Here is a 20,762-nt window from a genome sequence, read left to right on the forward strand (position 1 = left end):
CAATAATCTTTTCAATTCTTATGTTCTGATCCACCAACACCAGTAAACGCACTCATAATATTACGAATTAACTCATAAGTCTTTGAATCCATATGCGTTGCTATGCTCAATATTTTCGGCAAAAGCTCAGACCAATGCGCAGAAATCTCGTCAAAAGTCGGATATCCTAAGCTAGTTAAAGCGTTGTAAACACTATCGATTCTGCGTTTTCGCTCTTCGAAAGGCAAATTCAACATCCAATCATTAGCAGCTTTAGAAACAGCAAGCGCACGCGGAGTTACATGATCACAATAGTCAAAATCTCCGTCTTTAACCTGCCAATACATGCCAAAATGTTGCATCAATCCAATAGAATCAGCAAGCGTAACCTTATACGGTACGCCAGTATCCATAATCAATCCAATAAAAGCAGATTGTGGAACGACTTTTTCGATTCTGGAAACAACACGAGAAAAAACCTTTGGATCAACAACATCCGAGCCAAAACTAGGACCGTCCATAGAATAAATTTTACTGACAAGATCACCAAGTTGTTGATTTTCTGCATCCAAACGCATTGCCGCATATGCAGCCATATTCCCGCCTTTTGAATGACCCACAACAAATATTTTAGGATTATCACTTAAATCGCAATCATTGCTATTTTCTAGATTGCTATTCTTATTATCGCTATTTTCTAGATCGACCTTATCCAGATCGATATTCTTAAAATCATTCTTCTTATTAAACAAATTCGCGAAATAATCGGCAACACTGCTACAAATCCCACGAATACCGCCACTTTTGCAAGAATCTTTACACGCGCGCCTAGATATAGAGAGCAAATATTCTGCAGCAGACTCTTGAGCTGGAACTGGGCAGCGAAAAGCCATATTAAAATCTTCCTTCCACCCAACAAGAGTGTTATCAGTCCCCCTGAAAGCAACAACAAAACATCTATAGCCAACACAATCAGTCAAATCAAAAGTAACTGCAGCAAACTGCTGTTCACACGAATCATCAACCTTCGACTCATCAAAACGCTCAAGAACCTCGCCGACTCGCATTCCCCTATATCGCGGACTAGCTGCAACAGCGAGAAGAAGACTCTTTCGAAAATCATCAACTTTAGCTGAACCAGAGCTAAACATTGAAGAAAAATCCTCACCGCGAAGCAATTCGCTTAAAGGAACGGTTGCTAGTGCGTTAGAATCGTCATTATACTTTGGAATCGATTCAGGCATGCAAACATACGCCAACTCGCATAAAATAAGCGAATCTACGGCGTTGAATTTTCTATCTTTAAAGTTAGTAAAATCGTTATTCACTAAATCGAGAATATTTGTCATATTTCAATAATAATTGATACCAGATATAGAAAAGATATATCAGATATAGAAAAACGGGCTGGAGATAAAACTCCAACCCGTTCAATAAATCTAAAACACGACGACTACTCGTCGAAAGATTTACTTACCGATGCATCAAGATGCTAATCTAAGCTACTCGGCTGCTTCTTCTTTAGCAGCAACTTTAGCAGCAGACTCAGCTTCCTTAACGACAGCCTTCTTTGGGCTTACTGGCTCAACAACAAGCTCAATAATAGCTTGTGGAGCAGTATCACCACGACGAGGAGCCATCTTAACGATGCGGGTATAGCCACCTTCACGCTGCTTCATCTGCTCAGCAATTTGAGTGAAAAGCATGTGAACAACGGACTTATTGCGGATCACGCGCAACACACGGCGGCGCGAATGCAAGTCGCCACGCTTAGCGAATGTTATCAAACGCTCAGCAAGTGGACGAAGACGCTTTGCCTTTGGCAAAGTAGTCACAATACGACCGTGCTGGAAGAGGCTAGTAGCCATGTTGGCCAGCATCAGGCGCTCATGCGCTGGGCTAGAAGCCAGACGAGGCCCTTGTTTCGGTGTAGGCATTATTACTCCTTATTGTCGCAGAATTCAGGTGGGCAAAAACCCGAACATCCAAAAACCACGACGATTGGCGGTGGATTGTTTACTCGTCTTCTGGCGAGAAGAACGTGCCACCTTCGAGATTATTGGCGTCAAAGCCAAGCGGCGAGGCCTTAAGAGACAATCCCATAGACTGCAACTTCTCTTTAACCTCATCGATGGATTTCATGCCGAAATTACGAATATCGAGCAAATCCTGCTCAGTGTGTACTACCAGCTCACCAACAGTGTGGATTCCCTCACGCTTCAAGCAGTTGTAGCTGCGCTGCGTAAGATTCAAATCCTCAATCGGAGTAGCCATCTGAGAATCAACTTCTCCCATGACTGGAGCTGGACCAACTTCAACACCTTCTGCATCGACGTTAAGCTCACGGCAAAGACCGAAAAGCTCAACCAAAGTCGAACCAGCAGATGCAACTGCATCTCGTGGTGTAATAGCTGGCTTAGTTTCCACATCCAGGATGAGCTTATCGAAGTCCGTGCGCTGTTCCACGCGGGTAGCTTCGACCTTATAGCTCACCTTCAAAACTGGTGAGTAGATCGAATCCACTGGAATGCGACCGATTTCGCTGTTTTCCTGCTTATTCATCTGAGCAGGTACATAGCCACGACCGCGCTCCACGGTGAACTCAATTTCAAGCTCACCATCTTCAGCAAGTGTAGCGATATGCATCTCTGGATTGGCAATAGTGACGCCAGCAGGAGGAGTAATATCTCCAGCTGTTGCTTCACCCTTGCCGCTCTTGCGAAGATACATCACTACTGGCTCGTCATACTCACTTGTAAGTACGATACCCTTAATGTTCAGCAGGATTTCAGTGACATCCTCTTCAACACCTGGCAGAGTCGTGAACTCATGGAGAGCACCAGAAATGCGTACCGAAGTTACGGCAGCACCTGGAATGGAGCTCAATAGGGTACGACGCAGCGAATTGCCGAGCGTGTATCCGAAACCTGGTTCCAACGGCTCAATTGTAAAGCGAGAACGCTGGGGATTCAGTGATTCCTCGGTAAGTGTTGGACGCTGTGCGATAAGCACTTTTGTATCCTTTCAGCTTCTGGTCGGTGGTGCACTCGCCGCCCATAAGCGGGTTGGATGGATGGATTCGTAAGAGTGCTCAGACGCGGCGACGCTTTGGTGGGCGAACGCCGTTATGCGCTTGTGGGGTGACGTCGGTAATAGAACCGACTTCAAGACCCGCGGACTGAAGGGAACGGATAGCGGTTTCACGACCGGAACCTGGACCCTTAACAAACACGTCGACCTTCTTCAGGCCATGTTCCATTGCCTTACGAGCAGCAGACTCAGCAGCCATACCTGCAGCGTAAGGAGTCGACTTGCGGGAACCCTTAAAGCCGACATCGCCACCGGAAGCCCAAGAAAGGACTGCACCCGATGGATCGGTGATGGAAATAATCGTGTTATTGAATGTTGATTTAATATGCGCCTGCCCAACCGGTACCGACTTGCGGTCCCGGCGACGCGGCTTGCGCGAGGCTTGCTTTGCAGCTGCCATTGACCCTCGTTTCCTAATGACGAATTAGTTGGTATGTCTAGGCGATGAGAATTAACTCGTGGCCTAGAGCCGACCACCGACTACTATCTGGTGGCCTTCTTCTTCCCGGCGACAGTACGCTTCGGACCCTTACGAGTACGAGCATTAGTCTTAGTACGCTGACCACGCACAGGAAGACCCTTGCGATGACGCTGGCCTTGATAGCAGTTGATCTGAATCTTACGACGAATGTCTGCATCGATTTCACGACGCAAATCGCCTTCAATCTTATAATTAGCTTCAAGATAATCACGCAAAGTGATTAACTGTTCATCCGTAAGATCCTTGACGCGAGTATCCGGATTAACACCGGTCGCGGCAAGCGTTTCCTTAGCGCGAGTACGGCCTACACCAAAAATGTAGGTGAGGGCAATCTCAATGCGCTTCTCATTGGGAATATCTACTCCGGCAAGACGTGCCATTGTAATTCCTTTACTATTACGCAGGTCGTGCACCAAGTCTCCCGCAATCCTGCGGCCTGGGCCTGCGCACCCAGGGTTCAGCTTTAGCTGCGACTTAGCGCCTTATCCTTTATCTTCGCGGTGGGGATCCACTCAGCCCTGACGCTGCTTATGACGTGGGTTGATGCAAATCACCATGACGCGACCGTGACGGCGGATCACGCGGCAATTTTCGCAGATCCTCTTCACGCTAGGGCTGACCTTCATGGTTTTCCTTTGCTTGTACCTTTACTTATAGCGGTACGTAATACGACCACGGTTCAAATCATAAGGGCTCATCTCCAGCACAACACGATCTTGAGGAAGAATACGAATATAATTCTTACGCATCTTTCCAGAAATCGTAGCCAGTACAATGTGCTCGTTCTCAAGCTGAACGCGAAACATCGCGTTTGGCAGTGCTTCAACTACCGTGCCTTCGACTTCAATCACACCGTCTTTTGCCATGAGCCTCGTTCCGTTCCTTGGACGTACTACTTTACGTATCCGAAGACACGCCAATCTTCTATGATACAGTAAATGCGCCCAATACAACACTCGGCGTGTCGCAAAAGGCGCATTATAAATACGAGAAAATCTAAATTTTAAATAAATCTCATACCAAAGACTCAACTATGCGATTGTTGATTTCAGCAATATCGCCAACACCATCAACCTCAACAAGCTGACCACGGCTTTCATAAATATCAAGAAGAGGAGCAGTTTCCTTCTCGTAAGTTTCCAAACGAGTAGCAATTACCTCAGGAGTATCATCTGAACGACCCTGCTCAATTGCGCGCTTCTTCATACGCTCAAGCAAAACCTCACGCTCCGCTTCAAGAGCAACAACGTGATCCAAAGGAGTACCAAGCTCCTCAAGCATAAGATCCAAAGCCTTAACCTGAGACGCATTACGTGGATATCCATCAAGAATCCAGCCATTCTTAGCATCATCCTGAGCAAGACGATCCTTAACAATGCTATTTGTCAATTCATCTGGAACAAGCTCACCCTTATCAAGATAACCCTGAACCTTCTTACCAAGCTCCGTTTGATTCTTCAAGTTGTAACGGAAAATATCGCCAGTAGAAATAGCAGGAATCCCATAATGCTCTGCAAGCAAAGCAGCCTGAGTGCCCTTACCAACGCCCTGTGGTCCCATAATTAGCAATCGCATATTAATCTCCTTGTTTCTTTATGCTCCATCGCAAATCTTAACAACAAAACCTATCTAGTAATACTATTTAGCAACTTGCTTACTATCGTTATGATCAAACAAGAATCCAGCATATTGGAACTGCTCGGTCTGAGCCTTGGCTTGACGCAAAGTATCCAAACCAACACCTGCGATAATAAGAATCGTAGTACCACCAAATGGAAGCTTCATATTAAGGTGCAAAGACATAATCAAAACTGTTGGAATCAACGCTACGAATAGCAAATAGACAGCACCAACAGTGTTTAATCTATTCATGACATAGCTAAGATAGCGACTTGTAGCACTACCAGCACGAATACCTGGAATAAAACCGCCGTATTCCTTCATGTTATCTGCAGTTTCATCTGGATTAAAAGTAATCTCAGTGTAGAAGAAGCAGAAGAACACAATCATAACTGTGTACAAGGCTATGTACCACACAGAAGTAGAGTTTGCTAAATTGGCATTAATCCAACGCACCCAATCCTTACGACTATCACCGAACTGAGCAAGAAGAGTTGGAATAGCAAGAATCGAGGATGCAAAAATTGGTGGGATAACACCACTCATATTGACCTTAAGAGGTAAGTATGTGGAAGAACCGCCATACATCTTACGACCAATCATTCGGCGCGTATACTGTACAGGAATTCTACGCTGAGCAAGCTCCACGAAATCAACAAAAATAAGAATTACAAGCAGAACGCCACCGACAATAGAGAACTTGGTCCAATCGCCATTAGTACCATTGGTTCCCCAACCAATTTCCCACAGCTTTGGAAGGAAGCCAGAGCAGATAGACATGAAGATTAACACTGACATGCCCTGACCAATACCCTTATCCGTAATAAGTTCTGCCATCCACATGATCAAACCAGTGCCACCAGTCATAATCAAAACCATAACCAGTAAGCTCCACATAGAGCCATCTGGAATAACCTGACCACACTGATAATTAAATAGTGCACCAGAACGTGCAGTAACCAAAATGGTTGTGGACTGTAAAATTGCCAAGCCAATAGTCAAATAACGAGTGTACTGAGTAAGCTTTGTTTCTCCAGACTGACCTTCCTTGTGAAGAGCCTCAAAACGAGGAATCACAACCCTAAGCAGCTGAATAACAATAGACGCCGTAATATAAGGCATAACGCCCAATGCAAAAATAGACAGCTGCAAAAGCGAACCACCAGAGAACAGGTTCACCAAACCAATAAAGTTTTCACTAGAAGAGGCAAGCTTAGCTGTGCAAGCACGTATAACTTTGTAATCAACGCCAGGAATTGGAATAAAGGAACCAATTCTGTAGATGATAATCATTGCGAAGACGAAGAGGATCTTATTCCTCAACTCCTTCGTCCTGAAGGCCTGGATTAACGTTTTCACCTGGGTCTTCCTCCCTTTTTTGCGCTACGATCTAGGCGCAACAGTAAAAAAACAAACTCTGAGGCAATAGTTTATATCACGGTGCATACCGATACAGTCATTCCGTGAGTTTAGGCAATAAAAAATAATCCCTCCAGCCAAAACTAGAGGGATTATTAAACAGTCAAATCACTGCGTTAATTAGCATTATCAGCTGAGTACATTACTCTTCGCTAACAGAGCCACCAGCAGCTTCAATCTTGGCCTTAGCAGATGCAGAAGCTTTAACTCCCTTAAGAGTCAAAGCAACCTTAAGATCGCCATCACCCAAAACCTTAACTGGGTAACCATCACGCACAGCGCCCTTAACTACCAAATCAGCAACAGTAACTTCGCCACCATTTGGGAAGAGCTCTTCGAGGGCTGCAACATTAACAACCTGGAACTCTTTCTTGAATGGGCTCTTAAAGCCACGAAGCTTAGGCAAACGCATGTAAAGTGGAAGCTGGCCGCCTTCAAAGCCTGGACGAACTTGGTAACGCTTCTTCGTACCCTTATCGCCACGACCCGAAGTCTTACCCTTAGAGCCTTCACCACGACCCACGCGAATGCGATCCTTCTTAGCTCCTGGAGCTGGACGCAACGTGTGCATGTGCAACATTGGTTCTTCATTAGCCATAATCAGTCAACCTCCTCAACGCTCAGCAAGTGGCGAACGGCCATAACCAAGCCACGATTGACTGGATTGTCCTCGCGAACAACGCTCTGGCCAATCTTGTGAAGACCGAGAGTTTGAACGTTCGCGCGCTGACGCTCGGTGGAATGAACCAAACCGTGCACCAGAGTGATCTTCAAGTTAGCCATCACTCACCATCCTTTGCTTGGGCAGCCTTAGCAGCCTGAGCTTCTTCACGAGCCTTGCGAGCTTCGGCAATGCCTGCAGCGCGCTCACGAAGCAATGCGTCTGGTGCAACTTCCTCGAGGGAAAGTCCACGACGAGCGCAAATCTCCTCTGGCTCTTCAAGCTTCTTCAAAGCATCCACAGTAGCGCGAACCACGTTAACAGCGGTTGCAGAGCCCATGGACTTGGTGAGGATATCGGTAATGCCAGCGCACTCCATAACAGCACGCACAGCGCCACCAGCAATTACACCAGTACCTGGAGCAGCTGGACGAAGCAAAACTGTGCCAGCAGCATCGTGACCCAACACAGGGTGGGTTACGGTACCACGAATACGTGGAACAGTGAACATATGCTTCTTAGCATCAAGCTGACCCTTAGCGATAGCTGCTGGAACTTCGCGAGACTTACCGTAGCCAACACCAACAGTGCCCTTACCGTCGCCAACAACAACAAGTGCTGCAAAGCTAAAGGTACGACCACCCTTGTGAGTCTTGGAAACACGGTTAATAGTAACTACGCGATCCAGAAGCTCTTCGCCGCGGTTTTCTTCACGACGGTTACGACGCTCTCCGCGCTTACCTTCGCCCTTAGAGCGACGGGAACGGCGATCGTCAGTACGCTCCTCGGCGGATGCCTGAGTGTTCTGAGTTTCTTCAGCCACTTGGGTTTCCTTTTCGTTATCGCTCACAGTGCTAGACCTCCCTGACGGGCGCCTTCAGCTACTGCTGCGACGCGACCATGATACTTATTACCGCCACGATCGAAGATTACAGCGGTAATACCCGCTTCCTTCGCCTTGGCAGCGATTAACTCGCCAACCTTGGTAGCAGCTTCAGTCTTCGTACCAGTAAAACCAGCGAAGTCAGAAGTCAAGGTGGAAGCGCTTACAAGGGTAAGACCCTTAGTGTCATCCACAATCTGAGCAACCATGTGACGGTTAGAACGAGAAACTACCAAACGTGGGCGCTCTGGAGTGCCAGAAATGCGCTTACGAAGACGGGCGTGACGACGCAAACGCGCGACTTTGGTACCCTTACCGAAAATCTTAACGCTCATATCACTTACCAGCCTTTCCAGCCTTGCGCAAAATACGCTCATCGCTGTACTTAATGCCCTTACCCTTATAAGGTTCTGGAGCACGCAGCTTGCGAATGTTAGCGGCAGCCTGACCAACGGCCTGCTTGTCAGTACCCTTGACGATTACCTGATTTGCGTTTGGCAATTCAAACTCAATACCCTCAGGTGGCTGAACGGTAATAGTGTGAGAATATCCGAGTGAGAACTCAATGCCCTTACCCTTCATCACAGCACGATAACCAGTTCCAACAATGTCCAAAGTCTTGGTGTAGCCTTCATGCACACCCTTAACCATGGACGCTACGATTGCACGAGCCAAACCGTGCTTTGCACGAGTTGGACGCAAATCATCAGCTGGGGTTAAAACGATCTTGCCATCAGCAACTTCAGCGGTAATACCTTCTGGAATTACATAGGAATCAGAACCCTTAGCGCCCTTAGCACTAAAGGACTGACCTTCAATCTTTACTTCCACGCCTGCAGGAATGTCGACGGGGAGCTTACCAATATGCGATGCCATTTTCAGCTCTCCTTTCTCACCATACGTAGGCGACGATTTCGCCGCCAATGCCTCTGTCGAGGCATTCCTTCTGAGTCAACAATCCCGAGCTGGTCGAGATAATAGCGATACCGAGACCACCAAGAGGCATAGGCAAAGAATCAGACTTTGCGTAACGACGCAAGCCTGGCTTAGAAATGCGCTTGATGCCCTGGATGGAACGCTGACCATTGGAGCCATACTTTAATGTGACTTCCAAAGTCTGTCCAACCTTGGCTTCCTTAGCAGCAAAGTCTTTAATATAGCCTTCACGCTTCAGAATCTCGGCGATATTCGCCTTGAACTTGGAGTACGGCATTTCCACGGTATCGTGCTTTGCCGCGCTCGCATTACGCAGACGTGTCAACATGTCTGCGATAGGATCTGTCATTGTCATGTTGGGCTAACGCCCTTTCTCGCCGTGGTTTCCACCGCCTGTTTTAGTTATTCTTAAAGCAGTGGACCTTCAGCGTCGATATTTACCAACTGGACTTCGTAACACCCGGCAACTCACCGCGATGTGCCTTTTCACGAAGGCATACACGGCACAGACCGAACTTGCGATACACGGAGTGAGGACGACCACAAACCTGGCAACGCGTATAAGCGCGCACCTTGAACTTCGGCTTAGCGGCCGCCTTGTTTTTCAGAGCGGTTTTTGCCATATCAGTTCTCCTTGAATGGGAAACCGAGGTGCTTAAGTAGCGACTTCGCTTCCACATCGTCCTTGGTGGTGGTCACCACGGTGATGTCCATACCACGCTGATGATCAATCGAATCAGGATCAATCTCGTGGAACATTGACTGCTCCGTAAGACCAAAGTTATAGTTACCCTGACCGTCGAACTGGTTGCCATTAATACCACGGAAATCGCGGATACGTGGCAAAGCCAGAGTGAGCAAACGATCCAAGAATTCCCACATACGATCACCACGAAGAGTTACGTAAGCGCCAATAGCCTGACCTTCGCGCAAATGGAACTGCGCAACAGATTTCTTAGCTTTAGTAACCTTTGGCTTCTGACCAGTGATCAAAGTGAGATCCTTAATCGCACCTTCGATAAGCTTGGAATCGCGAGCTGCAGCGCCAACGCCCATAGAGACGACGACCTTCTGCAAACGAGCCACCTGCATAGGATTAGTGTGGCCAAATTCCTTTTCCAAAGCTGGAACGATTTGATCATTGTATTGCTGCTTTAAGCGCGGAGTTGCCGGCGCCTCAACTGTAGTATCGGTCATGCCAGCTCCTTTCCGGACTTCTTAGCTACACGCACGCGCACGGTCTTTACTTTGCCGTCGCGAGCTTCTTGCTTAACAATCACGCCCACGCGGGTTGGTTGCTTGGTCTCTGGGTCAATCACCATAACGTTAGAACGGTGAATTGGAGCCTCAACAGAGACGATGCCTGCCTGCTGACCCTGCTGGGTAGCACGCACATGCTTCTTAACAACCTGAACACCCTCGACGATCAAACGGTCTTCGGCGAGTACACGAAGTACTTTGCCTTCCTTACCGCGATCCTTGCCGCGGATAACCTTTACCTGGTCGCCGGACTTAATCTTGGCTACCATCTCAGATCACCTCCGGGGCGAGGGACACAATCTTCATGAAGCGCTTATCGCGCAATTCACGACCGACTGGTCCAAAGATACGAGTGCCCTTTGGTTCACGGCCGGAGCCGAGAATAACAGCGGCGTTCTCGTCGAACTTAATATAGGAACCATCAACACGACGATGTTCCTTGACCGTACGGACGACGACAGCTTTAACTACGTCGCCTTTCTTGACCGACCCGCCAGGAATAGCATCCTTAACGGAGGCGACGATGATGTCGCCGATGCCGGCATAGCGTCGCTTCGATCCACCGAGCACGCGGATGGCAAGCAATTCCTTAGCACCCGTGTTGTCGGCGACATGAAGCCGCGTTTCCTGCTGAATCATTGATTCTCCTTAGTCGAGCTGGTTCTCCCCGCTCACCCGTACCTACTAGACAACAGGCACAGGTGAAGCGCGGAGCCTTGCTGAACTTGTTTACTTGGCGCGCTCGATAATCGAGTCGAGACGCCAACGCTTGGTCTTGCTCAAAGGCCGAGTTTCCATGATACTCACGAGATCGCCAATATGCGCCTCATTGTGTTCATCATGTGCCTTGACCTTGCGTGTGGAGCGGACGACTTTACCGTAAAGTGGGTGTGTCGAACGCTGCTCCAGCTCCACGGCAATTGTCTTGTCCATGGCCTCGGACACGACGTAGCCGCGACGAACCTTGCGGAAGTTGCGCTCTTGGTTCTCAGCCATGCTTACTTCTCCTTGACCTCAGTGGCGCCAGGCTCTTGGCTGATGCCGAGTTCACGCTCACGCAGGATAGTATACATCCTGGCTATGTCGTGCTTGACCGCCTTGAGGCGAGCGCTGTTTTCGAGTTGACCAGTTGCTGCCTGGAAGCGCAAGTTAAAAAGCTCTTCCTTGGACTTCTTTAAGAAGCCTTCGATTTCAGCATTAGTCTTCTCGTTTAAATTCTTGATGGTGTAGTCTGCAGTTCCGACTGGCATCAGATGTCACCGCCTTCACGCGCAATAACACGGCATTTCATTGGGAGCTTGTCGATAGCGCGGCGCAAAGCCTCGCGAGCGACGTCCTCAGAAACACCACCGATCTCGAACATTACACGACCTGGATGGATGTTAGCAATCCAGAATTCTGGAGCGCCTTTACCGGAACCCATTCGTGCACCAAGCGGGTGCTTGGTTAATGGACGATCAGGGAAAACCGTAATCCACACGCGACCACCACGCTTAATATAGCGGGTCATTGCGATACGGGCTGCCTCGATCTGACGGTTAGTGATGTACGCCGGAGCCAGCGCCTGAATACCGAAATCGCCGAAAGCGATAGCGGTTCCACCCTTAGACATGCCGCTACGGGTAGGACGGTGCTGCTTGCGATATTTAGTCCTTTTTGGGATAAGCATCTGCTCACTCCTTCGTTTCCGTTGCGGCAGGAGCTTCAGCAGCTGCAGCTTCAGCTGGCTTCTCAGCCTGTGCTTCGGCAGCCTTCTGCTGGTTGGCAGAGCGTGCGCCACGACGTGGACGACGATCGCCACGGCGACCTTCACGCTTACCCTGCTGGGCCTGCTGCTCTTCGAACTCACGCTCGGTCATATCACCCTTATAAATCCATACCTTTACGCCGATACGGCCGTAGGTAGTCTTAGCTTCAAAGAAGCCGTAATCAATAAGGGCACGCAGGGTCTGCAGTGGAACGCGACCCTCACGATAGAACTCAGAACGGCTCATTTCGGCGCCACCAAGACGACCAGAGAGCTTAATACGGATACCCTTTGCACCTGCGCGCATTGCATCCTGCTGTGCTTTACGCATAGCGCGACGGAATGTAACGCGATTGGTTAACTGTTCCGCAATTCCCTGAGCAACCAATTGAGCGTCAAGTGCAGCATTCTTCACTTCGAAAATGTTGAGCTGTACTTGCTTACCAGTGAGCTTCTCAAGCTTTGCACGAACACGCTCGGCTTCTGCGCCACGACGACCGATAATAATACCTGGACGAGCGGTGTGAATATCAACACGAACGCGGTCACGAGTACGCTCGATAACGATGCGGGACACGCCTGCACGTTCGAGGTCATGGCTCATTTCCTTGCGAATCTTGTCATCCTCAAGGACGAAGTCACGGTAACGCTCGCCGGCTTTAGTAGAATCAGAGAACCACCTAGAGCGATGATTCTCGGTAATGCCCAGGCGATAGCCGAAAGGATTGATCTTCTGACCCATCTTTAGCGATCCCCTTCCTTAAGCGAGACGATAACAGTGATATGGCTTGTGCGCTTGTTAATGCGCGCAGCGCGACCTTGTGCACGAGCGCGGAAACGCTTAAGCGTTACACCCTCATCCACATAGGTTTCCTTGATGACCAAGTCTTGCTCACGGAATGGTTCTCCAGCCTTTTCAGCCTTAACGCGAGCGTTAGCGATCGCGCTTTCAAGAACCTTACGCACTGGTAAAGATGCGTCCTGAGGAGCAAACTTCAAAATGGTAATAGCTTCGCTTGCACGCTTGCCTCGGATGAGGTCGACCATGCGGCGAGCCTTGCGCGGCGTCACACGTACGTGACGAGCGATTGCTTTAGCTTCCATGTGTCCTAACTCTCCTTTAGCGGCGTGCTTTCTTGTCGTCCTTCACATGACCCTTGAAGGTCTTGGTTGGGGCGAATTCACCGAGCTTATGACCAACCATTGCTTCGGTAACGAATACCGGCACATGCTTGCGGCCATCGTGTACGGCAAAGGTGTGTCCAATGAAATCAGGAGTGATCATCGAACGACGCGACCACGTCTTGATGACGTTATGCGTGCCCTTGTCGTTTTGTTCGTCGACTTTCTTCTGTAAGTGGGCGTCGACGAAAGGGCCCTTCTTGATGCTACGAGTCATCTGTTCGACACTCCCTTACTTGCGGTTCTTACCATTCGGACGACGACGAACAATCATCTTGTTCGAAGCCTTCTTCGGACGGCGGGTACGAACCTCGCCCTTGCCCCATGGAGAAACAGGTGGTTTACCACCACGGGTACGACCACCATGAGGGTGATCAACAGGGTTCATAGATTCGCCTCGGGTGATTGGCCTGCGACCAAGCCAACGAGCACGACCTGCCTTACCAAGCTCGATATTAGCGTGGTCAGAGTTGCCAACCTCGCCGATTGTAGCGCGGCAACGAGCGTCCACGTTACGAATTTCGCCGGATGGCATACGCAACTGAGCGTAAGCGCCATCCTTAGCTACGAGCTGAACGGCAGCACCTGCGGAGCGTGCAATCTTTGCGCCACCAAGTGGACGAAGCTCGATTGCGTGCACCACGGTACCAGTTGGGATGTTCTTAAGAGGCAAGTTGTTGCCTGGCTTAATATCAGCCTGGGCGCCAGTCTCAATAACATCTCCCTGGGAAATGCCTTCAGGAGCGATAATGTAGCGCTTCTCACCATCTGCATAATGCAACAATGCGATGCGAGCGGAACGATTAGGGTCATACTCAATATGAGCAACCTTTGCTGGCACGCCATCCTTGTCCCAACGCTTAAAATCGATGAGACGATACTGACGCTTATGTCCGCCGCCGCGATGGCGGGAAGTCATGCGACCGTAAGAGTTACGACCGCCAGTTTTGCTGAGTTTGCGTACCAACGACTTTTCAGGAGTGGAACGCGTAATCTCGGAGAAGTCCGAAACGGATGCGTTACGACGTCCTGCAGTCGTAGGCTTATAAACGCGGATAGCCATAATGTAGTATTCCTTTACTTTTCTCGGCTAGCCTTCAGTTACCAAAGATATCGATTGTCTGGCCCTGTGCCACGGTGACAATAGCACGCTTCTGATTCACACGACGACCGAAGCCGGTGCGAGAGCGCTTAAGCTTGCCAGCGCGATTCAAGGTGTTAACATTCGTTACCTTGACTTTGAAGATTTCTTCGATAGCCTGCTTGATCTGAACCTTGTTAGCATTTGGAGCTACCACGAAGGTGTACTGACCACGATCGGAAGCTGCATAGCTTTTTTCAGAAACAACTGGCTTTAAAATGATGTCATGTGCTGGGTTATGGACTGCGACCATTTAAATCAGGCCTCCTTAACTTCAGGCTCGGTCTTAGCTGCAACGAAGGCTTCGAAACCTTCCTTGGAGAAGACTACGTACTGAGCGGTGATGACATCGTAGGTGTTGAGCTGATCAGCGAAGATCACATGCACCGTTGGAATGTTACGAACAGACATCCACTCATTGATGTTTTCACGAGAAAGAACAACAGTGGTGAACTGATCCTTAGTTACTGGTGTAAGTGCTGCAACTGCTGCTTTGGTGGATGGAACATCCTTAATACCAAAGTCCACAACTGCAATGCGACCAGCATTTGCACGATCCGAAAGAGCATAACGAAGAGCAGCTGCCTTCATCTTCTTTGGAGTACGCTGATCATACTTGCGAGGAACTGGACCATGTACAACGCCACCATGCACCCACTGTGGAGCACGAATGGAGCCTTGACGAGCACGTCCGGTGCCCTTCTGCTTCCATGGCTTCTTACCGCCGCCAGATACATTAGCGCGATTCTTAACCGCGTGAGTACCCTGTCGAGCAGCAGCAAGCTGAGCAATAACGACCTGATGAACCAATGGACCGTGAGCCAAAACGTCTTCGTTGGAGATGCCGAAAATCTCAGCAGGAGCTTCAACAGTTCCGTTTGCATTGCCCTTGGTGTCAGTTACGTTCAGAGTTACGTTTGCCATTTAAATCAGGCTCCCTTCACTGCCGAACGGACGAGAACGATAGCACCTTTAGGTCCTGGAATAGCACCCTTAATAGCTAAAATACCGTTCTCAACATCCGAAGAAACGATTGTGAGGTTGAGCGCAGTAGAAGTCACATGACCCATGCGACCAGCCATACGCTTGCCCTTCAAAATGCGGCTTGGAGTTGCACATGCGCCCACAGAACCTGGACGACGTTCATTCTTGTGCGAGCCGTGAGTACGACGGTAAGACTTGAAGCCCCAACGCTTGATTGTGCCAGCAAAGCCTTTACCCTTTGTAGTACCCGTTACGTCGACTTCGGCACCTTCAGCAAATACTTCAGCGGTCAATTCTTGACCTGGCTTGTAATCTGCTGCATTTTCAGTGCGCACCTCAGCGAGGTGACGACGAGGAGTCACGCCAGCCTTTGCAAAGTGACCAGCCAATGGCTTGGTAACCTTGGTAGGATCAATCTGGCCATAACCGAGCTGTACGGCGCAATAACCGTCAGTTTCTTCGGTCTTAACAGCGGTAACTACGTTAGTAGCAACCTCAACCAGAGTTACGGGGACAAAAAGGCCGTTTTCATCCCAAACCTGGCTCATGCCCAGCTTACGGCCGAGCAAAGCAGTGCGATTCTTATTTTGCGACATTATTTACCCCCCTTCCTACAGCTTAATCTCGATATTTACATCCGCAGGCAGGTCAATGTGCATCAAAGAATCCACAGCCTTTGGCGTTGGATCAACGATGTCAATGAGGCGCTTATGAGTGCGCATCTCGAAATGCTCGCGAGAATCCTTATATTTGTGAGGAGAACGGATAACAACAAACACGTTCTTCTCGGTCGGCAGAGGAACCGGACCCACTACTGTGGCGCCCGCGTTCGTCACCGTCTCGACGATTTTCTTCGCCGATTGGTCGATGACCTCATGGTCATAGGACTTAAGCCTGATGCGGATTTTCTGTCCCGCCATTGCCGTCCGCCCTTTCTAGCGATTCGTTTACTGTTTACCAACCTGTATTAAAGGGCACCGGGAGAATAGACACTAAAGGTCATTCCACATCAGTGCGCAGCCTACAAAAATCAACAAAAATTGCGATTTCTGTTTCTGCGCTCGCTTTTTTGAATTACAATATGCGAGCCTTAAAAACAGGCAACTAAGTAATTAAACCATCAACCTTGGATTAACAAAAATCGGGCGTGTCGGCTATTTTCCAACGAAAAATGGCAGAAACTACAGCTAGTGCAGCCTCTGCCATTTGCAACTAAATATACAATAATTATTCAATAATCATCTAAATAATCATTCGAAAATCACTTAAATAATTATTCAATAATCACTTAGATTCGCGCTCCAAACGCATACGATGTCCTTCTTCTTGGGAAACACCATAATACGCTGCAATCGCAATATCTTTCATATCTTCGATTTGAGGAATACGAGGATTTGCAGGAGCGCACTGATCTTCGTAAGCACGCATGCCAATCTGATCCAACAAAGACCAATAGTATTCTTCATCCACACCGCATGCCTTAAACGAAGCATCCATACTAAGAAGATTATCTCGATAATTTTCAACAGCGCGCGCCAAATTCTCAACGCCCTCTTGAGGAGTTTTACCAGGATCTATGCCAAGATTCTTTGCAATCTGCTGGTATCGCTCCGGAGCGATGTAGCGATTGTACTTTGGCCAGCTTGTAGGCTCTTGTGGAATTTGACCATTGTAGCGAATCACATAAGGCAGCAAAATTGCATTCGTGTGGCCGTGCGCAACATGGCACAAAGCTCCGATTGTATGCGCCATTGCGTGGCACATACCAAGGAACGCCGAACCAAACGCCATTCCAGCCATAGTAGCCGCATTATGCATTTTTTCTTGAGCTTGAATCTTGCGTTCGGAATTATTGGAATTCACAGAATCGTTAAGATTATCCCAAATCAACTTTGCTGCATGCAATGCCATTGCGTCCGTAAAGTCGTTAGCATAAACAGAAGCAAAAGCTTCCATAGAGTGCGTCAAAGCGTCAAAACCAGAATCGCAAGCCAAGCGACGAGGCTGTGTGCGTGCCAAAACTGGATCCACGATTGCCACTGAAGGCGTAATTGCGTAGTCAGTAATCGGGTACTTGTAGCCAGTCTTATGATCTGTAATAACTGCAAACGGAGTAACTTCCGATCCTGTTCCAGAAGACGTTGGTACACAAATCAAGCAAGCCTTTTTACCAAGAGGCGGAATCTTAAATGCGCGCTTTCTAATATCGAAGAACTTTTCGCGCAAATCAGCGAAGGAAATTTCTGGATGCTCGTAAAGAAGCCACATAATTTTTGCAGCATCCATAGGAGATCCGCCGCCAACAGCAATAATCGTATCTGGTTGGAACTCTTCGCGCATCATTTCCGCGCCGCGCTCAACAGTTTCAACGCTTGGCTCTGGCTCAACGTAGTCAATAATCCTAAACGTTACGCGATTGTCTCTAGCGCGAAGCTGATCAATTACCTTGTCTATAATGCCAAGCTGCTCCATAACTTTATCGCACACAATAACTGCGCGCTCAATGCCATACATGTCTCGCAAATAGCGAACAGCATTCGGCTCAAAATACGTTTTGGCCGGAATCTTGAACCATTGCATATTGTTATTCCTTCGCGCTATGCGCTTTATATTAATAAGATTTACTGCTTGAACGTTTCCAGAAACAGAGTTTCCACCATAAGAACCACAGCCCAAAGTGAGAGAAGGTGCGATTGCGTTGTAGATGTCACCAACACCACCCAAAGATCCTGGGGAGTTCCAAATGATTCGGCAAGCGTGCATGCGGCTGCCATATTCGCGAGCAAGCTGCTGATTATTAGTGTGAATCACAGCAGTGTGACCAGCTCCGTGAACAAGCATCTTCTCGCACATTTCAAAGCCTTGTTCCTTATTTTCAGCGCGAAGCAAAGCATGAACAGGAGCCAACTTTTCCATTGTTAGAGGCTCCATCTCGCCAACTTCTTTACATTCTGCAATCAAAATCACAGCATCTTCTGGAATCTCAAACCCAGCTTCATGCGCAATATATTGAGGAGATTTTCCTGGAACAACTGAATTAAGCTTAGGAGTTTGACCTGAATACGAAGTGCAACCAAACATATACTGTTCAAGTTTCGCTTTTTCATCAGCATTAACGAAATATGCTTTTCTGCGCTTCAATTCCTTTAACAATGGCTCATACACGTCTTTATGCGCAATAATCGCCTGCTCTGTTGCGCAAATCATACCGTAATCAAAATGCTTTGAAAGCACCAAATCGTTTGCAGCGCGCACAACATCTACATCCGCATCAACATATGCTGGAGCGTTTCCTGCACCAACGCCAAGTGCTGGCTTGCCCGAAGAATAAGCAGCCTTAACCATTCCAGGACCGCCTGTTGCAAGAATTGTTGCAACATCTGGGTGCTTCATTAAAGCTCCCGTAGCTTCGATTGATGGATGTTCAATCCACTGAATGCAATTTTCAGGCGCGCCTGCTTCTATCGCTGCATCGCGCACAACTCTTGCCGCTTCTGCGGAGCATTTTTGAGCGAATGGATGGAAGCCAAAAATAATTGGGCAACGAGTTTTAAGAGCAATTAGCGATTTAAAAATGGCTGTAGATGTTGGGTTTGTGACTGGAGTCACGCCTGCTACTATGCCAACTGGCTCAGCGATTTCATCGATTCCAAGAACATCATCTTCGCGAATAATGCCTACTGTGCGCTGGCCTGCAAGATAATGGGTAATGTGTTCGCATGCAAAAATGTTTTTTGTGGCTTTATCTTCAACTAATCCTCTGCCTGTTTCTTCAACAGCCATTTTTGCTAAGACTAAATGCTTGTTTAACGCTGCAATAGACGCTTTTGCTACTATTCTGTCTACTTGCTCCTGATTTAATTTTTCAAACTCTTCTAAAGCAACCTTTGCTTTTTTAGCTAATTCATCTACTTCTCGTTTGGCTGCTAATGCGGCTTGCTCTTTTTCATCAAGCACTGTTTCTTGCGCCTTTTCTTGCGCCTGCGCCATTTGGTCCTCCTCGATCATTCATATATTTTTATATTTACATTTCATATGCAGACATTTACATGAAGAATCTTCTTTATAAACACATCTTAAATGTCTAACAATGTGATACAGTTCACAATCTACTTGATTTACTGTACTATTTTGGATTTGCAGCGAGTTGCGCTATTTATGAGCGAGGTTTATCCTCTAATGTTCGTTATTTGTTATTATTTGTGACTATTTATGTGCGATTATCCTCTAAATTTTCTAGAATGTTAGATTTAATGATTACTTATAAACGATTAATAACATTTAGAACATTCAACCACATGAGATACAAAAATGGCTTCCAGCAAAAGCCAGAAGCCATTGAAAATATAAATTCTTCGCAGCTTAACGCTTTGAGAACTGAGGTGCACGACGTGCCTTGTGCAAACCAGCCTTCTTGCGCTCCACAACGCGAGCGTCGCGAGTCAAGAAGCCAGCCTTCTTCAAGGAAGCACGGTTTGCATCACGGTCAATAGCATTCAAAGCACGAGCAACACCCAAACGGATTGCACCTGCCTGACCAGTGGTACCGCCACCATCTACCAAGACGACAACGTCGAACTTACCTTCAAGCTTCAAAAGCACAAATGGGGAATTAACTTCACGCTGCAATAAGCGAGATGGGAAGTATTCCTCAAGAGCGCGACCATTAATAGTCCACTTGCCAGTGCCTGGAATCAAACGAACGCGAGCAACGGCTTCCTTACGACGACCAGTGCCATAGCCTGGAGCAACGGCAGAAGTACCAGTGCCTGCGCCAGCGTTTGTCTCAGTTGTATAGCTAGTCAGTTCTTCTTCATTCTCAAGAACCGCGGAGTTGTTGTTATCTACCATAATCATATTCTCCTTACGATTCACTTAGCCTGCTGAGAGACCTGAGAGATCTCGAAGACCTGTGGTTTTTGCGAAATATGAGGATGCTCAGCACCAGTGAACACACGAAGGCGATCAAGCTGAACCTTAGCAAGACGATTCTTTGGAAGCATTCCCCTCACAGCGGAAACGATGATGCGCTTTGGATTCTTCTCCAAAAGCTCAGCATAGCTATCGCGACGAAGTCCACCTGGACGACCAGAGTGAGAATACAATTCCTTGCTCAACTTATTGCCAGTTAAAGCAATCTTATCTGCATTAATGATAATGACGTGATTGCCAGAATCAGCATGAGGAGCAAATGTTGGCTTATTCTTGCCACGCAGCAAAATAGCTACCTGGGAAGCCAAACGACCAAGCACCACATCAGTGGCGTCGATAATATACCAGTCATGAGTTAAATCTGCTGGTTTCGGTGTGAAAGTCTTCACAATCGTACCTTTTCTCTATTGTGTTTCGAGCTTTATATCTTCTTGGTTTATAGGAGAT

Annotated in this window: 33 protein-coding genes; all 33 read right to left on the minus strand. The window is 47.9% G+C overall.

The features are described 5' to 3' along the window. Window positions 1–11: 11 nt before the first annotated feature. Complete coding sequence (locus tag HXT46_RS05625; RefSeq protein ID WP_020759586.1) at window positions 12–1,328, minus strand: Mbeg1-like protein; 1,317 nt, start codon at window positions 1,326–1,328, stop codon at window positions 12–14. A 153-nt stretch (window positions 1,329–1,481) separates the two neighbouring features. Further along, window positions 1,482–1,916 (minus strand): 50S ribosomal protein L17, encoded by a 435-nt coding sequence (gene rplQ / locus HXT46_RS05630; protein ID WP_004114389.1) that lies wholly within the window; start codon window positions 1,914–1,916, stop codon window positions 1,482–1,484. Window positions 1,917–1,995: 79 nt separating this feature from the next. Beyond that, window positions 1,996–2,991 carry a DNA-directed RNA polymerase subunit alpha gene (locus HXT46_RS05635; RefSeq protein ID WP_004114387.1) on the minus strand — a complete coding sequence of 332 codons (996 nt, stop codon included), beginning with the start codon at window positions 2,989–2,991 and terminating at the stop codon, window positions 1,996–1,998. A 79-nt stretch (window positions 2,992–3,070) separates the two neighbouring features. Next, window positions 3,071–3,469 (minus strand): 30S ribosomal protein S11, encoded by a 399-nt coding sequence (gene rpsK / locus HXT46_RS05640; protein WP_004105468.1) that lies wholly within the window; start codon window positions 3,467–3,469, stop codon window positions 3,071–3,073. Between the two features lie 83 nt (window positions 3,470–3,552). Continuing rightward, window positions 3,553–3,930, minus strand: a complete 378-nt coding sequence (gene rpsM / locus HXT46_RS05645) for a 30S ribosomal protein S13 (protein WP_004105472.1) — start codon at window positions 3,928–3,930, stop codon at window positions 3,553–3,555. 132 nt (window positions 3,931–4,062) lie between these two features. Then, window positions 4,063–4,176: a 50S ribosomal protein L36 gene (gene rpmJ, locus HXT46_RS05650; RefSeq protein ID WP_003842636.1), complete on the minus strand. Its 114-nt coding sequence runs from the start codon at window positions 4,174–4,176 to the stop codon at window positions 4,063–4,065. Window positions 4,177–4,197: 21 nt separating this feature from the next. Further along, entirely contained in the window at window positions 4,198–4,416 is a 219-nt protein-coding gene (infA, locus tag HXT46_RS05655) for a translation initiation factor IF-1 (protein ID WP_004105485.1), read from the minus strand. A 148-nt stretch (window positions 4,417–4,564) separates the two neighbouring features. Continuing rightward, on the minus strand, window positions 4,565–5,125 hold the full coding sequence (locus HXT46_RS05660) for an adenylate kinase (protein ID WP_004114385.1): 561 nt from the start codon (window positions 5,123–5,125) through the stop codon (window positions 4,565–4,567). 63 nt (window positions 5,126–5,188) lie between these two features. Continuing rightward, window positions 5,189–6,529 (minus strand): preprotein translocase subunit SecY, encoded by a 1,341-nt coding sequence (secY, locus tag HXT46_RS05665; protein ID WP_004116039.1) that lies wholly within the window; start codon window positions 6,527–6,529, stop codon window positions 5,189–5,191. Between the two features lie 202 nt (window positions 6,530–6,731). Beyond that, window positions 6,732–7,187: a 50S ribosomal protein L15 gene (gene rplO, locus HXT46_RS05670; protein WP_004114381.1), complete on the minus strand. Its 456-nt coding sequence runs from the start codon at window positions 7,185–7,187 to the stop codon at window positions 6,732–6,734. 2 nt (window positions 7,188–7,189) lie between these two features. Next, window positions 7,190–7,372 (minus strand): 50S ribosomal protein L30, encoded by a 183-nt coding sequence (gene rpmD, locus HXT46_RS05675; RefSeq protein ID WP_004114379.1) that lies wholly within the window; start codon window positions 7,370–7,372, stop codon window positions 7,190–7,192. Continuing rightward, complete coding sequence (gene rpsE, locus HXT46_RS05680; RefSeq protein ID WP_004114377.1) at window positions 7,372–8,100, minus strand: 30S ribosomal protein S5; 729 nt, start codon at window positions 8,098–8,100, stop codon at window positions 7,372–7,374. The genes rpmD and rpsE overlap by 1 nt, the downstream gene beginning before the upstream one ends. Continuing rightward, window positions 8,097–8,468, minus strand: coding sequence for a 50S ribosomal protein L18 (gene rplR / locus HXT46_RS05685; protein WP_004114376.1), 372 nt, complete (start codon window positions 8,466–8,468; stop codon window positions 8,097–8,099). The genes rpsE and rplR overlap by 4 nt, the downstream gene beginning before the upstream one ends. Window position 8,469: 1 nt before the next feature. Beyond that, window positions 8,470–9,009, minus strand: coding sequence for a 50S ribosomal protein L6 (gene rplF, locus HXT46_RS05690; RefSeq protein ID WP_004114374.1), 540 nt, complete (start codon window positions 9,007–9,009; stop codon window positions 8,470–8,472). 16 nt (window positions 9,010–9,025) lie between these two features. Further along, the gene (gene rpsH, locus HXT46_RS05695) at window positions 9,026–9,424 is read right to left on the minus strand and encodes a 30S ribosomal protein S8 (RefSeq protein WP_004114372.1); all 399 of its coding nucleotides are present in this window, start codon (window positions 9,422–9,424) and stop codon (window positions 9,026–9,028) included. Between the two features lie 82 nt (window positions 9,425–9,506). Continuing rightward, window positions 9,507–9,692 carry a type Z 30S ribosomal protein S14 gene (locus tag HXT46_RS05700; protein WP_004114370.1) on the minus strand — a complete coding sequence of 62 codons (186 nt, stop codon included), beginning with the start codon at window positions 9,690–9,692 and terminating at the stop codon, window positions 9,507–9,509. 1 nt (window position 9,693) lies between these two features. Continuing rightward, entirely contained in the window at window positions 9,694–10,266 is a 573-nt protein-coding gene (gene rplE / locus HXT46_RS05705; RefSeq protein WP_004114368.1) for a 50S ribosomal protein L5, read from the minus strand. After that, the gene (gene rplX / locus HXT46_RS05710; RefSeq protein WP_004114367.1) at window positions 10,263–10,598 is read right to left on the minus strand and encodes a 50S ribosomal protein L24; all 336 of its coding nucleotides are present in this window, start codon (window positions 10,596–10,598) and stop codon (window positions 10,263–10,265) included. Before rplX ends, rplE begins: the two co-directional genes overlap by 4 nt. Window position 10,599: 1 nt before the next feature. After that, window positions 10,600–10,968, minus strand: a complete 369-nt coding sequence (rplN, locus tag HXT46_RS05715; RefSeq protein ID WP_004114366.1) for a 50S ribosomal protein L14 — start codon at window positions 10,966–10,968, stop codon at window positions 10,600–10,602. Window positions 10,969–11,058: 90 nt separating this feature from the next. Further along, window positions 11,059–11,325 (minus strand): 30S ribosomal protein S17, encoded by a 267-nt coding sequence (gene rpsQ / locus HXT46_RS05720; RefSeq protein ID WP_004114365.1) that lies wholly within the window; start codon window positions 11,323–11,325, stop codon window positions 11,059–11,061. A gap of 2 nt (window positions 11,326–11,327) precedes the next feature. Continuing rightward, window positions 11,328–11,579 carry a 50S ribosomal protein L29 gene (rpmC, locus tag HXT46_RS05725; RefSeq protein WP_004105502.1) on the minus strand — a complete coding sequence of 84 codons (252 nt, stop codon included), beginning with the start codon at window positions 11,577–11,579 and terminating at the stop codon, window positions 11,328–11,330. After that, window positions 11,579–11,998 carry a 50S ribosomal protein L16 gene (gene rplP, locus HXT46_RS05730; RefSeq protein WP_004114362.1) on the minus strand — a complete coding sequence of 140 codons (420 nt, stop codon included), beginning with the start codon at window positions 11,996–11,998 and terminating at the stop codon, window positions 11,579–11,581. The genes rpmC and rplP overlap by 1 nt, the downstream gene beginning before the upstream one ends. Window positions 11,999–12,002: 4 nt before the next feature. Then, the gene (gene rpsC, locus HXT46_RS05735; protein WP_004114360.1) at window positions 12,003–12,818 is read right to left on the minus strand and encodes a 30S ribosomal protein S3; all 816 of its coding nucleotides are present in this window, start codon (window positions 12,816–12,818) and stop codon (window positions 12,003–12,005) included. A gap of 2 nt (window positions 12,819–12,820) precedes the next feature. Continuing rightward, window positions 12,821–13,180 (minus strand): 50S ribosomal protein L22, encoded by a 360-nt coding sequence (gene rplV / locus HXT46_RS05740; protein WP_004114358.1) that lies wholly within the window; start codon window positions 13,178–13,180, stop codon window positions 12,821–12,823. A gap of 16 nt (window positions 13,181–13,196) precedes the next feature. Next, window positions 13,197–13,475 carry a 30S ribosomal protein S19 gene (gene rpsS / locus HXT46_RS05745; RefSeq protein ID WP_004114357.1) on the minus strand — a complete coding sequence of 93 codons (279 nt, stop codon included), beginning with the start codon at window positions 13,473–13,475 and terminating at the stop codon, window positions 13,197–13,199. Window positions 13,476–13,490: 15 nt separating this feature from the next. Beyond that, window positions 13,491–14,321: a 50S ribosomal protein L2 gene (gene rplB, locus HXT46_RS05750; RefSeq protein WP_004114355.1), complete on the minus strand. Its 831-nt coding sequence runs from the start codon at window positions 14,319–14,321 to the stop codon at window positions 13,491–13,493. A gap of 34 nt (window positions 14,322–14,355) precedes the next feature. Then, window positions 14,356–14,652 carry a 50S ribosomal protein L23 gene (rplW, locus tag HXT46_RS05755; RefSeq protein ID WP_004114354.1) on the minus strand — a complete coding sequence of 99 codons (297 nt, stop codon included), beginning with the start codon at window positions 14,650–14,652 and terminating at the stop codon, window positions 14,356–14,358. A 5-nt stretch (window positions 14,653–14,657) separates the two neighbouring features. Continuing rightward, on the minus strand, window positions 14,658–15,323 hold the full coding sequence (gene rplD, locus HXT46_RS05760) for a 50S ribosomal protein L4 (protein ID WP_004114353.1): 666 nt from the start codon (window positions 15,321–15,323) through the stop codon (window positions 14,658–14,660). A gap of 5 nt (window positions 15,324–15,328) precedes the next feature. Continuing rightward, complete coding sequence (gene rplC, locus HXT46_RS05765) at window positions 15,329–15,979, minus strand: 50S ribosomal protein L3 (protein WP_004116043.1); 651 nt, start codon at window positions 15,977–15,979, stop codon at window positions 15,329–15,331. Between the two features lie 15 nt (window positions 15,980–15,994). Continuing rightward, window positions 15,995–16,303: a 30S ribosomal protein S10 gene (gene rpsJ, locus HXT46_RS05770; RefSeq protein ID WP_003808013.1), complete on the minus strand. Its 309-nt coding sequence runs from the start codon at window positions 16,301–16,303 to the stop codon at window positions 15,995–15,997. Between the two features lie 364 nt (window positions 16,304–16,667). Continuing rightward, on the minus strand, window positions 16,668–19,373 hold the full coding sequence (adhE, locus tag HXT46_RS05775) for a bifunctional acetaldehyde-CoA/alcohol dehydrogenase (protein WP_004573722.1): 2,706 nt from the start codon (window positions 19,371–19,373) through the stop codon (window positions 16,668–16,670). 372 nt (window positions 19,374–19,745) lie between these two features. Beyond that, window positions 19,746–20,234 carry a 30S ribosomal protein S9 gene (gene rpsI, locus HXT46_RS05780; RefSeq protein ID WP_004114350.1) on the minus strand — a complete coding sequence of 163 codons (489 nt, stop codon included), beginning with the start codon at window positions 20,232–20,234 and terminating at the stop codon, window positions 19,746–19,748. 20 nt (window positions 20,235–20,254) lie between these two features. After that, on the minus strand, window positions 20,255–20,704 hold the full coding sequence (gene rplM, locus HXT46_RS05785; RefSeq protein ID WP_004114349.1) for a 50S ribosomal protein L13: 450 nt from the start codon (window positions 20,702–20,704) through the stop codon (window positions 20,255–20,257). Window positions 20,705–20,762 lie beyond the last annotated feature (58 nt).

Source organism: Gardnerella sp. DNF01204 (genome assembly GCF_049244145.1).
Taxonomy (GTDB): domain Bacteria; phylum Actinomycetota; class Actinomycetes; order Actinomycetales; family Bifidobacteriaceae; genus Bifidobacterium; species Bifidobacterium vaginale.